This is a genomic window from Phycisphaerae bacterium (genome assembly GCA_018003015.1).
Taxonomy (GTDB): Bacteria; Planctomycetota; Phycisphaerae; order UBA1845; family PWPN01; genus JAGNEZ01.
Map to the genome: position 1 here is coordinate 25,920 of JAGNEZ010000031.1, position 19,797 is coordinate 45,716.

Sequence of the window (19,797 nt, forward strand, 5' to 3'; positions counted from 1 at the left end):
GGTACAATGCGTCCCGTTCCCGTGGACGGTCCCCGGGATCCTGTCGCGCCGGGAGGAAGCCGCGAAGCAGGCTGACCGCCTCTGACCGTCGGCAGGAATGGGCCCGATGGAGGGTTGACATGCGTGGCGGTGCATCCTCCTGTCCCCGCCCCTCGGGGTTATCTCGCCGCCTCGCGAAGCCCCCTGTTTCCTTTCCCTACTCCATCCCTCTGGAATCATCATGAAACGTCAAAGCCCCTCCTACAGTCTCACGGTTCGTCTGCGATATCCCGACAAGACCGGTCAACTCGGCCGCATTACCTCCGCCATCGGCGAAGTCGAGGGCATGATCGGCTCGGTTGATCTTGTGGAAGTCCGCAAGGAGATGATCGTCCGCGACATCACCTTCAACGCCCGGGACGTCGAGCACGGCCAGCACATCGTCGATCGGCTTCATGCGATGAACGACGTCGAGGTGCTGCGGGTTTCGGACCGCACCTACCTGCTGCACATCGGTGGGAAGATCCAGGTCCAGCCGAGAATGGCCATCAAGAACCGTGACGATCTCTCGATGGCCTACACGCCCGGGGTCGCACGAGTGTGCCGATCGATCCAGGCCGATCCGAACGCGGCCTTCTCGTTGACCATTCGGCGTAACACGGTGGCCGTCGTCACCGACGGGACGGCGGTGTTGGGCCTGGGCGACATCGGTCCGCTGGCCGCGATGCCAGTGATGGAGGGCAAGGCGATGCTCTTCAAGGAGTTCGGCGGGGTCGATGCCTTTCCGATCTGTCTCGATACCAAGGACGCGGAGAAGATCATCGAGACCGTCACCTACCTTGCTCCGACCTTCGGCGGAATCAACCTGGAAGACATCTCCTCGCCCCGCTGTGTGGAGATCGAGGAACGACTCGCCGGGCGGCTCGACATCCCGGTCTTCCACGACGACCAGCACGGCACCGCGATCGTGGTGCTCGCCGCCCTGCAGAACGCCCTGACCATCGTCCAGAAGCCGATGCCGGACCTCTGCGTCACCGTCTGCGGAGCCGGAGCGGCCGGCCAGGCGATCGTCAAACTGCTCCAGTCGGTGGGCGTCGGTTCGGTGGTCGTCTGCGACCGGCAAGGGGCGTTGAACAGAGATCGCGACACCTCAGGCAACCCCGTCAAAAGGTGGCTGGTGGAGCACACCAACCCGGACCAGGTGAGCGGGTCCATCGGCCAAGCGATGGCGGGCACCGACGTGTTCATCGGCGTCGCCTCCGCCGACCTGATCACCGCCGACGACATCAAGCGTATGGCCCCCCGGCCGATCGTCTTTGCATTGGCCAACCCCGATCCGGAGATCGATCCCGACCTCGCGGCGACCTGTGCGGCGGTCGTGGCTTCCGGCCGTTCGGACTATGCGAACCAGATCAACAACGTGCTCTGCTTTCCGGGGCTGTTCCGAGGCATGCTCGATGTCCGCGCTCGGCGGGTCACGCAGGAGATGAAGATCGCCGCTGCCCGGGCCATTGCTGGTGTAATCTCCCCCCGAGAACTAACGCCCGACTACATCATTCCCAGCGTCTTTGACCGTCGCGTGGCCCCGGTCGTTGCCGAGGCGGTCTCGAAGGCCGCCCAGGAATGCGGCGTGGCCTCACGCGACCGCCGCCCGCCCTACACGCTGCAAGCCGACGGCGGCCACGCGTTCTGAGAAACGCAGGTGGCAGCGACCGGTCGCCGCTCTCTACCGCTTGTCACGGCACTGCTTCCGGTACGTCACGGCGAGCGAGAAGATCATGCATAGGACGGCGACCACGATGACCCAGAAGTCGCCGCCTCGCCTGCCCTGGGTCAGCATGACCGCGGCCATGACGCAGAAAGAGACCAAGCCGATTGCGGCGGAGACGAGAGTCAGCCGTCCCCGCGAACGCCGCATCTCCTCCGGATGCGGCTGACCTTCCCTCACCACGTTCGCCTCTAGCAACGGCTCGCCGCATTCCGGGCATCTCACCTGGGACTCGCCGATCACCGCCTTGTGCCCGGTGAGGTTGTACCCGCACGCCCCACATCGCAGATGATCGGCGATAGCCCTGCGCCGAATCCGCTTCTGCAGCCACAAGCCGAGCAGCAGCGAGCTGCCCAGGAACACGGTCATCAGGGCCATCGCCCCGGCGTTCAGTGTTCGCGCCATGGCCAAGCACACGACGGTATAGGCGGCGACGGTAATGGCCAGCATGAGGAGGAACATCAAGATGGCCTTGGGCTTGGGATTCATGACCACGATCTCAATCAAGAAGAAACTCGACCACTCGTTCGTGCGGATCGGTCGGATCGCGGTGGGCACCCAGATAGCTCCAGCCGCCAGCGGCCTGGAAGGTCTCCACGACCGAGGTCAGTTGCCCGGAGCCGATTTCCGCCAGCAGACGCCCCTGCTGGCGCAGCACGGCCGGGGCCTCGGCCGCCAGCCGGCGGTACATGACCAGCCCGTCGCTGCCGTCCAAGGCCAGGGCGATCTTCGGTTCGTGGTCGCGAATGTGCGGCGGAAGTGTGCGGTACAGCTCCTCGCTGATGTACGGCGGATTGGAGACGACCAGATCGAAGCCGCCTGCCGGGGTGATCTCGGCCGGCAGCGCGGTGCAATCGGCCTCAACCACCTGGACCCGCTCGTCCAGGCCGTGCCGCTCGACGTTCCTTCTCGCGACGGCCGCCGCCTCGCCGGATATGTCCCCGGCCACGACCGATGCGTTCTTGGCGTACTTGGCGATCGCGACGGCCACGCAACCGGAACCGGTACCGACGTCGAGGATTCGCCACGACTGATCCGGCATCTCCCGACACAGGTCGATGGCTCGCTGAACCAGGGCCTCGGTCTCCGGGCGGGGGACGAGCACCGCGGGGGTCACCTCGAATTCAAGCGAGAAGAACTCCCGAAACCCCAGCAGATACGCAATGGGCGTGTGAGCACCGGCACTGCGGACCAGCTCGCGGAACGCTGCCCGCTGCTCCTCGGTCGGCTCCTGGTCGTACCGGGTGTAGAGCTCGATCTTCTTGCAGTTCATCGCCCGGGCGAGGAGCAGCTCGGCAGCCAGCCGCCCGCCCTCGACCTGCTTCTGCTGGAACCACCCCGTCGTCCACTGAAGCAGCCGTCCGACCGTCCAGACTCCCTGCTGTGTCGTAGAAGAGCCGCCCGCCTGGGGGTTCACGTCAGCCATGGCCGCACTATACGACCAGGTGCGGCCTGGGCACAACACCGGCGCCCCGGCTTGTCGCCTGTGTTTCCGGTTCAACCGTTCCCTGCTTGGGCGACTGCACCGTGACAGACTGTGACAAGGATGGCGACGTCGGCCGAAACGACTTCGGTCTTCTGAAGCAATACGTCACAGAATGGCGGAATGGGCGCCAAGGATGTCGCCCGACCGGTGTTCGCCGGCGCGCGGGTGAGCGGCGTCTATTCGGCCGTCCAGGGGAACTTGTGCTTGAAATGGCGGTAGTACAGGCCGATGGCCCGCATCGCGACGATAAAGGCGTAGACATTCAAGGTGGAGGTGACCAGGCTGCCGACGAGGCCCGCCTGGGCGACGTAACGCCTGACCTGCGGGAGTTCGGGGATGATCAGGATGCCCATGGCCACGAGAATGGTGGCACAGATGGCCAGATACGCCACAGGTGCTGCCAAGGGGGTGAGCACCACATGGTGCGGCATGAGGCTGCCCACGCCGCCGCCCAGAGCGACGGTCAGGATGATGGCCGGCCACAAGAGACAACCGAGGACCGCAACCAGCCAGATCACCGCCGGCGGAATTGACAGGGAGTAGTAGTAGTCCAGAAACACGAGAATGAGGGCAGGCATGAACGCCGCCAGGAAAGTGCACAGGAACTCGAGCAGGGGCACGATGAGATCGTCCAGAATGCGTGTGAACCAGACGGTCGGCAGGTCATCTTCACCGGAGGCGGTCTCCCGGATGATCGCGAAGTAGAAGGCACAGAGGAATCCGGCGAGGAGGACATAGGCCGCGAAATGAAGGAACCAGATGAACGGAAGGTAGCCCAGGGCGTCGAGCCCGAACTGAGCCGCGGTGATGACCAGCAAGGTAATGAGGTTCCCCGGGTCGATGAAGAAGGTGAAGGAACCGAGCAGGTCGGCCCAGAAAGGCGACTGCGGCCCGGAGATCTCGTCGTGGAATTCCATCCGTCCGGGCAGGCTGTAGATGCTCTCGGATTCCTCCCGGGGCATGTGGCTTTTCCGGGACTCGTCTTCCTGCTCGCTCTGCTCCTCTTCCGCTTCGGTCGGCGGGACGGATGCTGGCGGCGGCCGACGGATCACGGGGACGTCGCCGGGGACCACGAACACCAGATGGCACGCCTTGCAGCGAGCCTTCTTTCCCGCCGCCGCGTCGGGGAGACGTATGTTCTGACCGCAGGAGCAATGGTAAAAGATGGCCATAGGAGGAATGGTCGGTCGTTGACCCTCAGTCATCGGTCCGTCGTGCCTGCATGCGAAATCGGGCCTTCAGCGAGCAGCGATCAGCAGTCAGCCACGCCTTCGCTCACATTCTTCGCTTTGACCTGGTCCCCCATCTATCACGGCATCTCATTCGAGGGGGTTGATCACGAGTCCGGTCGCCAGCTTGGGATAGAAATACGTACTCTTCTGGGGCATCAGATCGCCCGCTTCGCTGACCGCCTTCAGCTCGGCCATGGTGCACGGTTTGCACAGCAGGGCGATCCCGTGGCACTGCCGGGCCGCGTCGATCGCCTGGTCCGCCGCCTTAAGGTACTGAATCGTGGGGGCCGTCCCGCCGAGTGCTGCCTTGGTCACCAATTCGTCGATCAGGTATCGGTGCAGGTACGCGAGATCGAGCTTGCGCCAGGCCGCACTCCGTTCCGGAGCCAGCGTCGCCAGAACCTCGCGGCGGGTGAATCGGGCGGTATATGCTTGGCCCTTCCCGGTCACGTAGACGCACAGATCGTCGGCCGAATTCCAGGGCAGCAGCTTCTCGGGCTCGTTCACGCCGCCGGCCGGCTTCATCATCAGTCCCTGGGCCAGTGACTCGATCACCCTCGCCGGCGCGACCTTGCCGAAGCCCGACAGCACCCGGTGAGTAGGCATGATCACTGCCCCGGGATCCTCCATGGCGCACAAGCCGATCAGGGTAAAGTGTGCGGGGTGGTCCGCGGGCAGGGCCTGCTCGCCCCGCAGCTGGTCGCGGTAGTTCAGGGCGGTGCCGTACCGATGATGCCCGTCGGCGATGAACACCGGCCGGCGAGCCAGATGCTCGGCCACCGCACGGGCGATCTTGGCGTCCCGCAACACCCACAGCCGATTGACCACTCCCTCCATCGTCGCGGTCACGTCGGCCGGTCGGCTGCGGGGGTCGAGCAGCTTGCTCACCGCGTGATCCGGATCACTATACAGGCCAAAAACCGCCGAGAGCTGGCAGCGGGTGGCCTGCATCAGCTTGAGCCGGTCGGCTTTCGGGCCGCCGAAGGTCTGCTCGTGGGGGAACACCGTTCCGGTCCCGAACGGCTCCAAGCGCATGCGAGCGAAGAACTTGCGGCGTAGGAAGCGCTTGCCGCCGAAGCTGTATTCCTGGTGATACACGTACAGCGCGGGCTGGTCGTCGAGAGCGAGGGTACCGTCCTGCCGCCATTGCTGGAGCGTCCCGGCGGCCTGGGCATAGACCTCATCGGGGCCGGCCTCCTTGGGCGGCACGTGCGGCAGGTCGATGGCCACGATGTTGCGGTCGTGCCCACGCAACAGGGCGGCCTTGTCGTCCGCGCTGAGCACGTCATAGGGCGGAGCGATCAGGCGGTCCCACTGGCCGACGCAACGACTCGGGCTGTAACGCAACGCTCGAAACGGCATGATCTCTGGCACGGTTCGCCCTCGGTACACGGCGACGTCAACTCAACACGGTCAGGCTAACCTGCTTGCAGAGGAGCATCAAGGGGGGGCGAAGACGTCGGGGCGAACACGCCGAATGGAGGATTGGGATGTATGCACCCTGCGGGGATTTCCGGAGCGCATCCGCACTGTCTCCGCTCTCCATGCTCTACGCTCACTTGCCCAGCGTTGCGGTATGCAATGCCGGGGTTATCATGCCCCACGATGAGACGCCGCCCCAGTTTCTTCGACCGCATCGCCGCCTTGGTGGCCGGCAACCACGCCCGGCGGGTTTACGAAGGCCTCCAAGCCGCCACCCGCCGGGCAACGGCCGTACAGGAACAAGTTCTGTTGGCCAAGATTCGCCGCAACGCGGACAGCGACTTCGGCCGCAAGTACCATTTCGATCGCATCCGCTCGGCCGCGGATTTCACCCGCGAGGTGCCTATCCTGCGATACGAGGACTTCCACCCCTACATCGAGCGGGTCAAGGCGGGCGAATGGAGTGCCCTGTTCGGCGGACGGCAGCGCGTGCACATGTTCGCGATGAGCAGTGGCACCACCGAGCAACCCAAGTACATCCCCGTCACCGACGCCTTCCTGAACGAGTACCGCCAGGGGTGGAACGCATTCGGCATCAAAGCCCTGCTCGATCATCCGGTGGCCATGCTCCGCGGTATCGTTCAAGTCAGCTCGCGGATGGATGAAGCCCGCACCCAGACCGGCATCCCCTGCGGCGCGATCACCGGGCTGATGGCCGCCACGCAGAAGTGGCTGGTCCGCAAGTACTACATCACCCCGAGATGCCTGGCTGAGATCGACGATGCCGCCGCCAAGCACTACACCATCATGCGGCTCGCGGTCCCGGCCGACGCCGCCTTTGTCATCACCGCCAGCCCGGCCACCCAGCTCAAGCTCGCCCGCACGGCCGACCACTGCCGCGAGCAGATCATCCGCGACGTTCATGATGGAACGCTCCGCGCCGACCTGCCCGTGCCGTCGAGCGTCCGAGAGGCGCTCCGCCCACGGCTCAAGGCCGATCCCCAAACCGCCCGGCGTCTGGAAGCGATCGTCAGGCAGCACGGGCGGCTGCTGCCCAGGCACTACTGGGATCTCGCCTTTCTCGCCAATTGGACAGGCGGGACCATGGGCCTCTACCTGCAGGAGTTCCCCGAGTATTTCGGCGATGTGCCGGTCCGCGACGTGGGCCTGCTCGCCAGCGAGGGGCGAGTCTCGATCCCGGTGGACGACGGAACGCCGGCCGGCATCCTCGAGGTGACCAGCAACTTCTTCGAGTTCGTACCCCGCGACCGGATGGAGGAGACCTCCCTGCGCGCGTTCCGCAGCCACGAAGTCGAGGTCGGCCAGGAGTATTTCGTCCTGCTGACCACGTCGTCCGGGCTGTACCGCTACGACCTCGGCGATCTAGTCCGCGTGGTCGGTTTTGCCGGACAGGCTCCGATCATCGAGTTCCTCAACAAGGGCGCCCATATCTCGTCGATGGCTGGTGAGAAGCTGACCGAACACCAGGTCATCCTGGCGATGGAGAAGGCGACGACCGCACTGGGGCTGCCGATCGCGAGCTTCGTTCTTGCTCCGCAGTGGGCCGACCCGCCGTACTACCTTCTCCATGTGGAGCCTCACTCGCACCCAACGGCCGTGGCGGGGGAAGCGCAGCCCACTGGCCACACCGCTGGGGCCGCCCCGGCCGACTGGCTGGACCGGCTGGCGAACGTGCTCGACGCCCAGCTCCACGCGGTCAACGTGGAGTACGCCGGCAAGCGGCAGAGCGCCCGCCTGGCTCCGGTTCGAAGCCACCTCCTGCGGCCGGGCGTGTTGGCTGAGCTGGACCGCTGCGAGGCCGACCGGTACCGCAAAGGCAACGAGCAGTACAAGCACCGCTATCTCTATGTTCGACCGGGTGAAGATGCCGCGTTCTCGGGATGAGAAGGCCGCCGTCCGGGACGGGGCGAAAGAGCCTGCCATTCGATTTGACAGCTCTCCAGACTTGGTGTAGGTTTGCGTGTCTCGACTGCGGGGTGGAGCAGTTGGTAGCTCGCGAGGCTCATAACCTCGAGGTCACTGGTTCGAGTCCAGTCCCCGCTAATGGGCGTAAGCCCAGCCGAATGCGCGACTTACGCGTACCTGCCTGAGTCGGGCAGTGCGACCCTGAGAGCCCCACAAACCGGTAGTCTACCGGATTGGGCTCATGGAGGCTGCACATGCCCGCCAATAACCCAAGCTATCGCCACCACAAACCGTCCGGTCAAGCCATCGTTACCATCGATGGAAAGGACTTCTATCTCCGGCCATATGACACGCCCGAAAGCCAGTCGAAATATGATCGCCTGATCGCCATGTGGCTTGCGGGGGGACGGTGCTTGCCTGAAGGGAAGGACGGTATGCCCCATCTTACGGTCGACCAGTTGATCGCCGCTTACTGGAAGGTCACGCAGGCGCGTGACACAGCCCGCCAAATCATCGAGGAGTTCGAGGAGGTGCTGAGCTACCACCGCATCACGGTGCCCTCGGATGATGCGCAGCGGGCGACGACTCAAGTGCCCCTCTGCATGCCTGAGTGGGACAAACTGCGGGATGGGATTGTCCGGCTGCTGCGGCGGGAAACGACGGTTGGGAAGAGGTGATCGGTATGATCATCGACTTCGTCATCATCGGCGACAACGGCAGATACTGGAGCCCGGGGAGCAGGGCATGGCAGGTGAAGCCGGCGGGCACTGCCCAGGATTGAGCAGTACCCTTGGCACGGAGGTTGAGAACGTGGTTCAGGTGATACAGGTGGTCTCCCGGCGAGAACTCGAGAGGAGGATTCGCCAGGCTGTCCGGGAGCAACGGGCATCGGAGCGGAGGTTCCGAAAAGCGTGGCGTAAGATGGCCGGCGAGAGCACGTGGCGGGATCGGTTGGTGGAGTGGATGTGAAGACGGGGCTGATGGCCTGGTCGACATCACTGTCGCAGCCTGCATCCAGTCCTTCCAGGTGAGGCCTGGCCGCGATGGCTAACGAGGTTGCGGTGGCCAATTCACTTCACGCAGTTCGGATCGGCCGGCTTGTTCGCCCCGCTCCAACACCGCTGAAAGACACCGAAGTCGGACTGGTCGACGTCGTTGTCGTGATCGAAGTCGGCGGCGACGACGCCTTGGCCGTCCGGCAGAAGCGCACAACCAGATCTATATGGCATGGCCGGGCCGCTGGCACACGCCTCGAGCATAACGAGGTCCGTTCGGTCCACACGGCAGTCGTGGTTCAAGTCAGCATAGTTGACCCCGCGCCAGGTCGTCCAATCGATGCAAAACGAGAGAAAAGGCCATTCCGGGTAAGGCACAATGATAAACTCGCCTGCCATCAACTCGCTTTCATAGACGGCCAGACTGCGCACCGGCATGTTCCAACTGTCGAGTGCCCGCCACTGTCTACCGTTCCAGCGGGCAAATCCCCGTGCCTCCGCACCTCCAGCTGCGCTGAACCCCCCGCTGGCGATCAGCTCACAGTTGTACACCGTCAGGGCATAGACCGGGCCGTTCAGCCCGTTTCCCAGGGGCCTCCACGTCGAGCCGTCCCAGCTCGCGATGTTGCATGCCTCCTCGCTGCCGGCGAAGGCAAAGGCTCCCCCCGCGATCAACTCGCCGTTGTAGACGGTGAGAGCACTTATCTGACACAATTGGCAATGCTCACTGCTCAGACCGCTTCCCAAGGGTACCCAGTTCGCGCCATCCCATCGCGCAACACCGGGAGCCTTGGAGGGCTCAGGAGAATTGAGATTGATGAACTGATTTCCCCCTGCGATCAACTCACCCTTGTAGACTGTCAGGGTGGTAACCCCCCATACAGTACCCCCTAGTATGCTCCCTAATCGCTCCCACGTCGGACCGCTCCAACGGGCGACGCAGTACGGCTCTGCGCCACCGGTGGGCCCGAAAAAAAAGCCCCCGGCGATCAGCTCCCCGTTGTATACCGTCAAGGCATCCACCGAGCCGCGCACCTCGCCGCTGAGCGGTTTCCAGGTTGAGCCATCCCAATAAGCATCCCCCGAGATCAGCTGGCCATCATAGACACCAAGGGCGCCCGTGTGCGACTCGCCACCATCCATCGCTCTCCAATTCCCCCAGCCACCATAAGCCCACAAAGCAGCAAAAGGACGATCAAAAAAACCATCTTGAAAGGCAAACCTCAGCACTAGGAGTGGCGGCTGGGGCCCGGGGCCGTCCGGGTCCCAAACTGTGCTTGCATCAACCACACCCGAGCCGTTTTCGCGATAGACTTGTAGGGGCAGACACTCGCCGCCACCGTAGCGCGTCTCCCAGTCTCCACACTGTCCATGGGACGACGCTTCCATTCCCAGCATAAGGATAACCAGCAAACCCTCCGTCCATTGCACCATGGGTGACCTCCTCAGCTCTCAACGCCGCCAGTATCCACAGACCCGAAGTCAACATGCACATCTCCCGGCTAACTCACCAACTCGGCCGGCGTGCCTTCTTTCACTCCAAGCAATGGGAATCAGCGAGTTGGCCGTGGCCGTCTGCATACGCCGGGTTTCGAAAGCTCCCGCCAGCAACGGCGCAGTTGGGCCTGTTCCTCGGCCAGCAACTGAGTCTCGCGGGCGGTCTCTGTCCGCATGTCCATGTCTCGTAACACCCTTCTGGCCCTCGCTGTGAGTTCCGGTCTGATGCCGAATGTGAGAAGCTCAGCAATGTGACCCACTCTCACAGCCACGGGCATCCTGAGCGCCACGCCTTCGAACCGACTACCAGCACCGGCCCGAGCGATGCTGTTTTCGACCGCCATTCACACAGGCAGGTCTGTTTCGGCCGCTACGGTGCAGCGCAGTCCGGGTCGGCTGGCTTGTCTGAGCCGCTGTAGCACCGCTGGAAGATACCGAAGTCGGATTGGTCGACGTCGCCGTCTCCGTCGAGGTCGGCGTCCTGGCAGGTTGTCGCCTGGAGCAGGGGAACCTGCGGCCCACTGACGCAGTCCGCCAGATGCCTGTAATCGTCCATGTCTACGTCCTTGTCCCCATTGAAGTCGGCCGGGCAACCTCGCGGGCAAACCAGCTCCGCCTTGAAGGCCGGGCATTGCTTGATCTGCACGGTCTGTCGGCCGCTCAGACCCGTGAAGGCGATTTTGGCTTCGCCCTTGCAGTCCATGGTCGCCAACTTCTGCTCGCCGTTCCTGTCGATGGTCAACGTCGTATCCTTCGGCAGGTTGGACCGGACTGTGGCCACCAGCTTAGGATTGGCTGGATCGGACTCCTCGTCACACTGGACGTCGAACGAGGTGATCTCCCAGCAGGCCGCCTCAGATTGATCCTGAACGACGACGGACTTGTCGGGACACTCTGCAATGGAGACGGTCTGCGTCAGTTCCCGGCGGTCGAGCATCACAGAACCGGAACCTTGACTGTCCAGGGTCATGTACTCCTGCTGGCCGTTACTGAGAATGCTCAGTATCGTGCCCGATGGTAACGTCGAGGTAACCGTCGCCGTGATCTGGCTGCCGGTGATCGTCGCCGACAGGTTGATCTGGTCGCACTTCACCGCCTGGCAGCCGGTGTGATCCACCACAAAGCACGCGGGCGTACCCGGGCAGTCATCCTGGCTGTCCGGAACACCGTCGTCATCCGAATCCGGGCTGGCCGTGGCTGAGGCAGGCATGAACAAGGCCGAGACCGGCAAGGCCAGATCGCACTGCGGACAGCCGGCGATCTTCTGGGCAGTGATCCGGGTCACCGTGGCCGGTGGCAGTACCCATGGCGTGGCCGGCGACACCTCTGCCAAGGACGGAGTGGTGAAGATACGATCCACCGAGGTGGGCAACCATTCTTCCTTCTCGAAGGTCGGGGCGCTGTAGCCCATCACGTACAGCTCGCCCCCAGGACCTTCGTCGATCGACGTGATCGCCGAGGCGAATCCGTTGCAGGTTGTCCCGCTACGAGCTTCCGGCATCGGCTGCTGAATCTCGAGCACGCCTGTCAGCTGGAGCCAGGCAGCTTGCTCATTGAGCGCTGGACAAGGGTAGTTGGCATCACCCAACGCGAAGCGATACAGGCGTGTGAGCGGGTCTTGAGGGTTCTTGATCAGGTTCCGGGAATCCATCAAGGAAGTCAGATACAAGGTGCCGGGGTTAGTGGCCGACAGAATAAGCGATGCAGGGCTGCGGGGAGCCTGGTAGTCATCGGGCAGGCCGCAACCGGCGGTAAGATTGGCCCGGCCGAGTTCCGCCCCGGTATTGGCGAACAGGAGCAGCCAGTCGTTCTGGTTGTACTCGGTGGCGGTGAGAAGATAGACTTTGCCCGCGGCATCCACCTCGATCTCACGCATACCGCTGAAGTCGCAGCTGGGCCGACAGGTCGCGCCTGGCGACGGCGTGCAGTTCAGACATGGGTTAGCGGCTTGAGTGGCAGGATCACCTGGGTCGAGGCCGTAGAGCGTCTCCACAGCGAAGCTGCCGCCTGCACCGAGCACCAGCTTGGCTGCGGCCCGGTAGGTGTGCTCGGGAAAGTAAGTGTGGTCAGAGACGGTTCCGGTCGCTGGCACGTTTACCTGGACCGGCACCACGTAGACATACGCCGGACCGGCGTCGCTGCGCTCGAACGCAGCGTCGGACAAGGGAACACCCTGACCGGCGTTGGGATCGATACCCACGCTGACAGTCACGCCAGGACGAGGAGTGTACGCAGCGGCAAGATTTGGACTAACGACCGCCTGGCCGGTGTCGGCATCCAGCAGGCCGTGGATACTGTGGACCACGTACACCTTGCCGTTGCCGTCGCGGACCAGTCGGCTGGCTCCGTGGGTACAATCAGTCGCGCCCGGTGGGCAAACCACTAACTGACCGGCAGTCTTGCAGGTACCGCGCTGGCTGAGGCCGTACAAGCGGTCATCCTGCCGTACCGGGTCGTCGGGCTTGCCCAGGACGATCAGTGAGTCCGTCGGCAGTTGCGTCAGCTTTCGCGATACCGCGGCCACACGAACCTTGTCCGCCGGTCCCGCGGAAGGACTTACGCACGAGACCGATCCGCAGGACGAACCGTCTCCCTTGTACGCGCCTCCTGCGGTCAGGCAATCGCCTTCAGTCCCTTCTGCACATGTGCCATCTTTGCAGCAGGCGCCAGTCTTCCGATTCGAGCAGAAGTTGAAACTTGAGTTGGCTATCATCTCCCAAGCAGCCACATCGCCCAGGCTCAGGTAGCCGTCGTCGCTGAGGTCCAGGCAGAACTTGCCGAACGGCACCGCTTGACCTGTCTCCGCCAAAAGAACCAGCAAGTCGAAGATCGTCGCCGTCGAATCCTTATCGAAGGTCGAACACACCGTCTGGCAGTAGACCCGCGGATCAAAATCGTCGATCCAGACCGTCGCCGACAGCGGCTCGTTCGCGCCATCCTGCCCGCCCACCAGCTCCAATTCGACGAATGTGCCCTTGATGAAATCGAGGTCGTAAGCCTGGCCATCGAGATCCACGCCTCGTCGCGGGAAGCGACCGGTGAAGAACGCGAGAGCAGTACTTCCTACGCCGCCCGGTTGACCTGCCGGCGGCGGGTATAGCTCGGCGATCTTGACGTTCTCCTTGCTTACCTCCGAGTTGCTGCTGAGATACACGTTGATCTTCGTTCCCGGTGACACCTCACAGAACAGGTACTTGAAGAAGACTACGAGCGTCGGCTCGCTCATCTTGGCAAAGGAGGCCTTGGCGGCCACCGAGCGCGTCGGTATCTTCAGCGGCAGTCCGGTGGTCATATCCACCTTTCTCGTGGTCATGGCCATGACCCCGCTACCCGTGAAGTTGCCAGCCTCCTCCTTGGGCATACGCCGGACTTCACCGCCCCTGCATTGGGTCGGATCGGGACCACCGCAACTGCCGGTGCACAGGCAATTGGGCTTCGGATCGGCAGCATCCACGTTCCGGAATCGCACCCGCGGAACGTTATAGAATTCCGTGTCGTCTTCCATCGTGACGATGCCCAGCGAAAAGCCCAGCAGAGGCCAATCCACGATGCGGGCGCCGTTGTTGAAGTAGCCGGGCTTCTGCGGGTCCGGTCGCAACGGCTGGCCGCCAGGGTCTGTCAGATTGCGGTAGTAGAGCTTCTGCAAGCCGGTGTTCAAGGTCGCCCCATCTGCCACTACAAGATCCTTGACATACAGAACTTCGGAAGGATCAGGGTTATCCTGGTCCAAATACCTGTCCTGGAAGTTGAAGCGGTTGGTCAGGTTCAGCTTGGCACCGCTGGTGCACTTAGGCTCCCGGACCAGTTCCAGTCGCTCCAGCGTCCAAGACTGCGGGCTGAACTCCGGAACGCCGTCTATCTGGTACGGACCGGAGCCTGCCGAAGGATTGGTCACGTCCTTACCGCGGCATTCGAACAGCCCTCCGCGCTCCAGGCCCTGGCCCTCAGTGACGGTGACACACAGCCAGTTGCAGCCGATCTGATTCTGATCAAACAACCGTGGGTCAAAATCCAGATAGCGGTCGCCGTAAGCGTGGATCACGTTGCCGCTCACCTGCACGGATCCTTCAACAAAGAACTGGCCGACGGGCGTGCCTGCTTCCGCCACGATTACACTGTTGTAGATCTCCGCGCTATCGTTGAAACTCCCTCGAGTAATGGTAATCCGGGTGTTCTGAATCTTGGCTGAGTCCTTGGCGATGAGAGACCCATGACTCGTTAGAGAACCACGGCACAAATCCACACCAGCGGTCCCCGCCGCGTCGCAGACGTGCTCCGGCGGAGTGCAGCCGCCGGTGGATTGGCACCCAGGGGCGAGCAGGTCAATAGTCGCCTGATCCTGTACGTACAGCGCCGCGGCCTCCTCCACTGTGAGCCGTCCGTTGCCGATTATCTCGGAGGAATTCCCCAGGAGTAGCGAACTGTCTACGGTGACCGAGTTGTCCGATCCCAAATAAATAACACTATTCGCGACTATCGCGCCGCTGATTTTATCTACCGTGCTATTGTGCATCGCCAGCGAGGTTGAGTCCAAGTAGAGACCGCCACCCTCCCTTGCTAAGTTCTGGCTGAAAGCACAGTTGGTCAGTATCGTTGGACCAGGCCCATTGTACATTCCTCCACCAACCGACTGAGCGACGACATCGGCTCCAGCTACGTTGTCTGCAAAGGTGCAGTACTCTAGTGTTGCGCTGCCAGCATTGTATAACCCTCCACCAGCAGAGAAAGCCGAGTTCTCGATCGTCCAGTTTCCATTAAAGGTGCAGGCGGTTAACATCGCACTTCCCTGGCTGTACATTCCGCCGCCGTAGGACGTCATATGAGTGGCTGTATTCCTGGAAAACGTGCAGCGTCTCAGTACCGGGCTACCGCGACTATATAGCCCGCCGCCCTGCCCCCCCGAGTTACTCTCGAAAACACAGTCGGTCAACGTAGGGCTACCTGCCTCGCTGGACATTCCTCCGCCCGCAGCCTCGCCATCTGCAACATTGCTAAAGAAGGCGCAGTCGGTCAACGCTGGGTTGCCAGATGCGTTGTACATTCCACCGCCCTCCCCGTCACGTGCATGGTTGCCAGTAAACGTGCAGGCGACTAGCGTCGGACTTCCGGAGCCGTTGTGAAAGCCCCCCCCGTAAACACCATAAAGACCTTGGCCATTCCGATCAAAAGTGCAGTTGCGCAACACTGGTTTCCCAGAATCATTGTACATCCCACCACCCCGCCACGATGTGTTTTCGTTGCATAGGCAGTCCGTCAACACTGGGTTACCAGATCCGTTGTACATTCCACCACCCTGCCCAGGCCCCACGTTGTTGCTGATGAACATGCACTGCATGAGCTCCGGGTTACCGGAGTCGTTATAGACCCCTCCACCAGTAGCGCCGTCGACCCCGTTGGCGATGAATGTGCAAGCCACTAACGTCGGGCTGGATGATTGAATGTGGAGTCCGCCACCACCCCCATTGAAATCAGGCAAGTTGCCGGCGAAAACACAGCCGGTCGCACTCAAGCTGCAAGACAATACGTACACGCCGCCACCACGAATAGCCTGGTTCTCGCTGAACGTGCATCCATCGAGAACCACAGAACCGAACTCGCAGAACAGTCCGCCGCCTTCTGCGGCGAAGTTGCCCACAACCATGCATTTTCTGATCATGACGGTGCTTGATCCGCAGTACAGGCCGGCGCCATCTGGAGCACAACCGTGTGTTATGGTCACGCCTTCGATGGCAGCTCCAGGTTCAGGAATTGACTGGAGGATGAAGCCGCGGCGCCAGCCCTGGGTTGTCCCCTGACAGTCGATCACTGTTCCGGCAACAACGGTCGGGTTCTCAGGTCTAGTGCTACGCACGGTGATTGCTTTGCCCTTGAAGTCGATGTCGCGATTCCCCTCTCCCGTGTACGTTCCCGGGCTGAGCACGATCTCGTCGCCAGCGTTAGCGGCGTCGATGGCGGATTGAATGGTGCAGTAGATTGAGCCTGTTCTGAGATTCATGACAGATGGCTGTTCAGGTGTGCAAGAGCTCTCCTCGAAACACGCGAAGTGGAACGTCCTGTCGTAGCTGGTTGTCCAGCTCTGGGCCGTGAAGTCGTCCTCCATGGCGTACGCCTCGAACTCGAGTGGCTCGCCGGACTCGACGGTTACCTCCGCCAACTGAGTCTGAGGTCCCACCTCCGTGAGGAGCACCCCGTTTCTCTTGATTCTGAAGTAGTAGTCCTCGGCATTGCCGATGGGGCTGCCCGTAATCGACACGCTGAGTTGCAGGGCCACCCACGATCCGGCGGGGTATTGGGTCGGTGTCCAGATACCCGTGATCCTGCCATACGCCTGGCCGCAGGAGAACTGCGGGTAGTCCGGCGGCGCGTCCCATTCTCCGTCGGCCCCAAACAGCTTGATCTTGGGATTCAGATCGGGACAGCCGGGAGGAATCACCTCGGCAGACTGAAAGCCCGTATCGCCAACCCAGCCCTGCGTGTAGGCCGGTCCGTTCTGAACGGTCTGGGGCTGAAGCCAATCTCCATCCACCGTCGCCGACCAGGTGCACTGGGCCAGGACCACATCATAACTCATCAGGAGCATCGCTAGAAAGGCGGGGATCAGCAAGATCCTCTCTTCTTTCAACCTTCCCATCGTCTTTTCTCCGTCGATCAGTTACTCACCAACTGCAAGAAAGAGCTCAGTCCGGTCACGATCGGCTTCCATTTCCTCACAAACGTGCCAGTTCGCGGGTCTCGTGATCCGTCCCACATCGCGCACGCCCATTTGCCTTCACCTTGCACAGGAGCGATCCGCCGCAAAGCCTGCTCTGCTGCGGCATCGCTGGAGCAGGCCGAAGTCGATCTGATCGACATCGTTATCGGTCGACCCGTGGTTAGCATCCGCCAAATCATGGGAGCTTTGCCTCCGTCTGATACTCACATACCGGCGGAATCAGATCAGCGAACGGAATGAGCGTGTACTGATCGTCCACATGAATGCCCTTACGGATTTTCACGAGCCGCACGTGGCCGTCCATGAAGGCGATGTTGTGAAAACCGGCCGGCGTATGCCAGTTGACCTGATCGGCTGACTCGTAGCTTCGCTCCCAGGCGTTGTACCAACCCAGATCGCCCACGAGCAGAAGCCGTGATTCACCCTTGATCTGCGACAGGGATAGGTCGGCCGCTCGCTCGAACACCCGCTTGAGAACGTCGCCGCAGGGATCTCCCGGCGGAACCTGCAAACCGGGCGGGCCGGGTGGACCGACCAAGATATGGTTCATGTGGTAGCTGTTGCCTCGGTAATCGTAACTCGTGGGCAGCTCACGGCCGAAGCCGACGTCGAACGGACAGCGGAACAACTCGGCTCCCGACCAGACCACCGGCGGAAGGCCCACATAGCGGTTAAGCGGCCTGGGGCCCTGGTAGGCTGCAATCGCTCCCTGCTTGCCGCCAAAGTTCGCCTGCACATTGTCCGTGGCCTTGACCGATTTCAGGAATTTGCCCTTCGAATCACCCAGATAGGCATGCCAGCCCTTGGCAATGGTAGCCAGATTCGTCTGACATAGGAGCTGCTTGCTTTGTCGACGGGCCGCGGCCAGGGTCGGCATCAGCACAGCGATCAAAAGGGCAATGATCGCGACGACTACGAGTATCTCGAGCAAGGAGAATCCCTTCACGCTGCGAAGGCAGCCAGGCACGCCCCGAACCGGCGACACACCGCGACGTGTCTCGCGACCTCGATATGGCGGATATGCGGACAATGAGAGCATCGTCCACATAGGGTGGCCTCCACTACGGCTTCAAACGACGATCGATCTCCTCCAAACGCGATTGAACCAGGGGCAACAGATACCCCTTGTACCGCTCGGCGTACTGCTCGAAAGCCGTCCTGGCCTGGGCCCATCGCCCGGCCTTCATGTGCCGCTCTCCCACAGCGAAAAGCACGAGGGACTCTCCAATCTGCGGAGCCTGAGCCCGGAGATCCTCAACCGAACGCGACTCGTCCAGTAGAAACTCCGTCACCGCGTATTCGGGCGAATCTTTCGGCATCGATCCCTGGATCGCCTCGGCGGCATCTTTCCGGCCAGCATGCCACTCCAGTAGAAAGTAGCCCAACTCGTCCTGATGAGCTTTGGCGGTGTACTGGGCGACCTGGTGTTGCAGGTCGTCGATGTGGACGGCAAAGCCCCGGTTGATCTCGCTCAGGTGGGCCTCCGATGCTTGGGTTCGTCGTAGCAGTTGAAACGATATCAGCCCGAACCCGAGCATGGACAGCACGAGCGCTACAATCACGGATGTGTGGAAGTAGTGCTTGAAGGCCAGCTTGCGCAGGACGTACCATGAGCTGTCGAACTTGGCCGTCACTGCATCACCGCCAAGCCACGCCTTCAGATCAGATTCCAACTCGCGGGCGGAACCGTATCGACGGTCGGGCTCCTTGGCCATGGCACGCAGAACAATAGCATCCAGCTCCGAGTTGACTCCCCCGGCGAGCTTCGAGGGACGAGGCGGGTCGGTGTCCCGAATGTTGCTGAATGCTTCTGCAACATCGCCGTCGGTTTTGTACGGCACCGTGCCGGTGAGCAGTTCGAAAAGAACCACGCCTAACGAATACACGTCCATCCGCGTGTCGGCCGCATCAGCACCACCCCGGGTCTGCTCCGGCGACATGTACCGCACGGTGCCCATCACCCGGCCCGGCGTAGTGGTGTACTCGGGATGTGTTTCTCGCATCTCATCGCGTACCGCCTTGGCCAGCCCGAAGTCGAGCAGGTACGGCCTCCCCTCGGTGTCCACCAGGATGTTGAGCGGCTTGAGGTCGCGGTGGATAACGCCCCTGCTATGGGCATAGCCAACTGCCTCGCACACCTGGTGGAAAAGACCCACAATCTCCCGGATAGGCAGCCGGCGGTCACGAACGTACTTGTCCAGCGGCTGGCCCTGGATGAAGTCCATCGCAAAGAAGTGACGCTTCTCCGCGACGCCGCTATCGTGAGCGACCACGATATTCGGATGCCGAAGGGACGCGACCAGCTTGATTTCTCGCTCGAACCGCCACTGCGACCTCTCGCTGGCAAACGCGCCTTCGAGCATGACCTTGACAGCCACCTTGCGTTTGGTTGAGAGCTGGATGGCCTCATAGACAACGCCCTGCCCGCCACGGTGCAGTTCGTGAAGAATCGTGTAGCCGGGCAATGAATCGGGCGGGGAAACAGGTTGCGAATGGCCTGCAGCCTGAGGCGACTCAGCATGCTGCTTCCTTAGCTTCTCGATGGCATCGGGCGATAGTAGTACGGTCGAAGGCTTGTCGTTTCCGCGAACCACCGCCAGCAAATCGGCGCCTACCTCTTTCTCGAAGGACTGATTTGCTTGGTACTCGGCCAACGCCTCTTGACAGATGGCACACTCCTGGGCGTGAACTCTCAGTCCGGCCGCCTCCTCCGAATCGAGTCGCCCTGCGATCAGATCCTCAAGCTCTTGCTCCGTCAGGCAGGTACTCATGGCCATCCC

At 62.2% G+C, this 19,797-nt stretch carries 11 protein-coding genes and 1 tRNA gene; 4 read left to right on the forward strand and 8 right to left on the reverse strand.

Translation table 11 applies throughout. The features are described 5' to 3' along the window. The first annotated feature begins 220 nt into the window (after positions 1-220). Positions 221-1,672, forward strand: coding sequence for an NAD-dependent malic enzyme (locus KA354_14420; protein MBP7935838.1), 1,452 nt, complete (start codon positions 221-223; stop codon positions 1,670-1,672). Between the two features lie 33 nt (positions 1,673-1,705). Here the strand turns inward: KA354_14420 and KA354_14425 are convergent, their stop codons facing one another. The 4 genes from KA354_14425 to KA354_14440 all read right to left on the reverse strand — a co-directional run bounded on the left by KA354_14425 (position 1,706) and on the right by KA354_14440 (position 5,839). Further along, complete coding sequence (locus KA354_14425; GenBank protein ID MBP7935839.1) at positions 1,706-2,305, reverse strand: hypothetical protein; 600 nt, start codon at positions 2,303-2,305, stop codon at positions 1,706-1,708. Continuing rightward, a complete protein-coding gene (gene prmC / locus KA354_14430) occupies positions 2,247-3,173 on the reverse strand; it encodes a peptide chain release factor N(5)-glutamine methyltransferase (GenBank protein ID MBP7935840.1) in 927 nt (308 codons plus the stop codon). The genes KA354_14425 and prmC overlap by 59 nt, the downstream gene beginning before the upstream one ends. 236 nt (positions 3,174-3,409) lie before the next feature. After that, positions 3,410-4,438 (reverse strand): hypothetical protein, encoded by a 1,029-nt coding sequence (locus KA354_14435; GenBank protein MBP7935841.1) that lies wholly within the window; start codon positions 4,436-4,438, stop codon positions 3,410-3,412. A 114-nt stretch (positions 4,439-4,552) separates the two neighbouring features. Beyond that, positions 4,553-5,839: a DUF1015 domain-containing protein gene (locus tag KA354_14440; protein ID MBP7935842.1), complete on the reverse strand. Its 1,287-nt coding sequence runs from the start codon at positions 5,837-5,839 to the stop codon at positions 4,553-4,555. A gap of 231 nt (positions 5,840-6,070) precedes the next feature. On the opposite strand from KA354_14440, the gene KA354_14445 reads away from it, so the two are divergent. The 3 genes from KA354_14445 (at position 6,071) to KA354_14455 (ending at position 8,490) form a co-directional block, all read left to right on the forward strand. Next, on the forward strand, positions 6,071-7,792 hold the full coding sequence (locus tag KA354_14445) for a GH3 auxin-responsive promoter family protein (protein ID MBP7935843.1): 1,722 nt from the start codon (positions 6,071-6,073) through the stop codon (positions 7,790-7,792). An 86-nt stretch (positions 7,793-7,878) separates the two neighbouring features. Continuing rightward, a tRNA-Met gene (locus tag KA354_14450) sits at positions 7,879-7,951 on the forward strand. Between the two features lie 116 nt (positions 7,952-8,067). Then, a complete protein-coding gene (locus KA354_14455) occupies positions 8,068-8,490 on the forward strand; it encodes a hypothetical protein (protein MBP7935844.1) in 423 nt (140 codons plus the stop codon). A gap of 393 nt (positions 8,491-8,883) precedes the next feature. Here the strand turns inward: KA354_14455 and KA354_14460 are convergent, their stop codons facing one another. From KA354_14460 to KA354_14475, 4 genes are all read right to left on the reverse strand, one after another. Further along, positions 8,884-10,242, reverse strand: coding sequence for a hypothetical protein (locus KA354_14460; GenBank protein MBP7935845.1), 1,359 nt, complete (start codon positions 10,240-10,242; stop codon positions 8,884-8,886). Positions 10,243-10,675: 433 nt separating this feature from the next. Further along, the gene (locus tag KA354_14465; protein ID MBP7935846.1) at positions 10,676-16,936 is read right to left on the reverse strand and encodes a right-handed parallel beta-helix repeat-containing protein; all 6,261 of its coding nucleotides are present in this window, start codon (positions 16,934-16,936) and stop codon (positions 10,676-10,678) included. 256 nt (positions 16,937-17,192) lie between these two features. After that, the gene (locus tag KA354_14470) at positions 17,193-17,948 is read right to left on the reverse strand and encodes a type II secretion system protein (protein ID MBP7935847.1); all 756 of its coding nucleotides are present in this window, start codon (positions 17,946-17,948) and stop codon (positions 17,193-17,195) included. Positions 17,949-18,078: 130 nt separating this feature from the next. Then, complete coding sequence (locus KA354_14475; protein ID MBP7935848.1) at positions 18,079-19,788, reverse strand: serine/threonine protein kinase; 1,710 nt, start codon at positions 19,786-19,788, stop codon at positions 18,079-18,081. Positions 19,789-19,797: the final 9 nt, after the last annotated feature.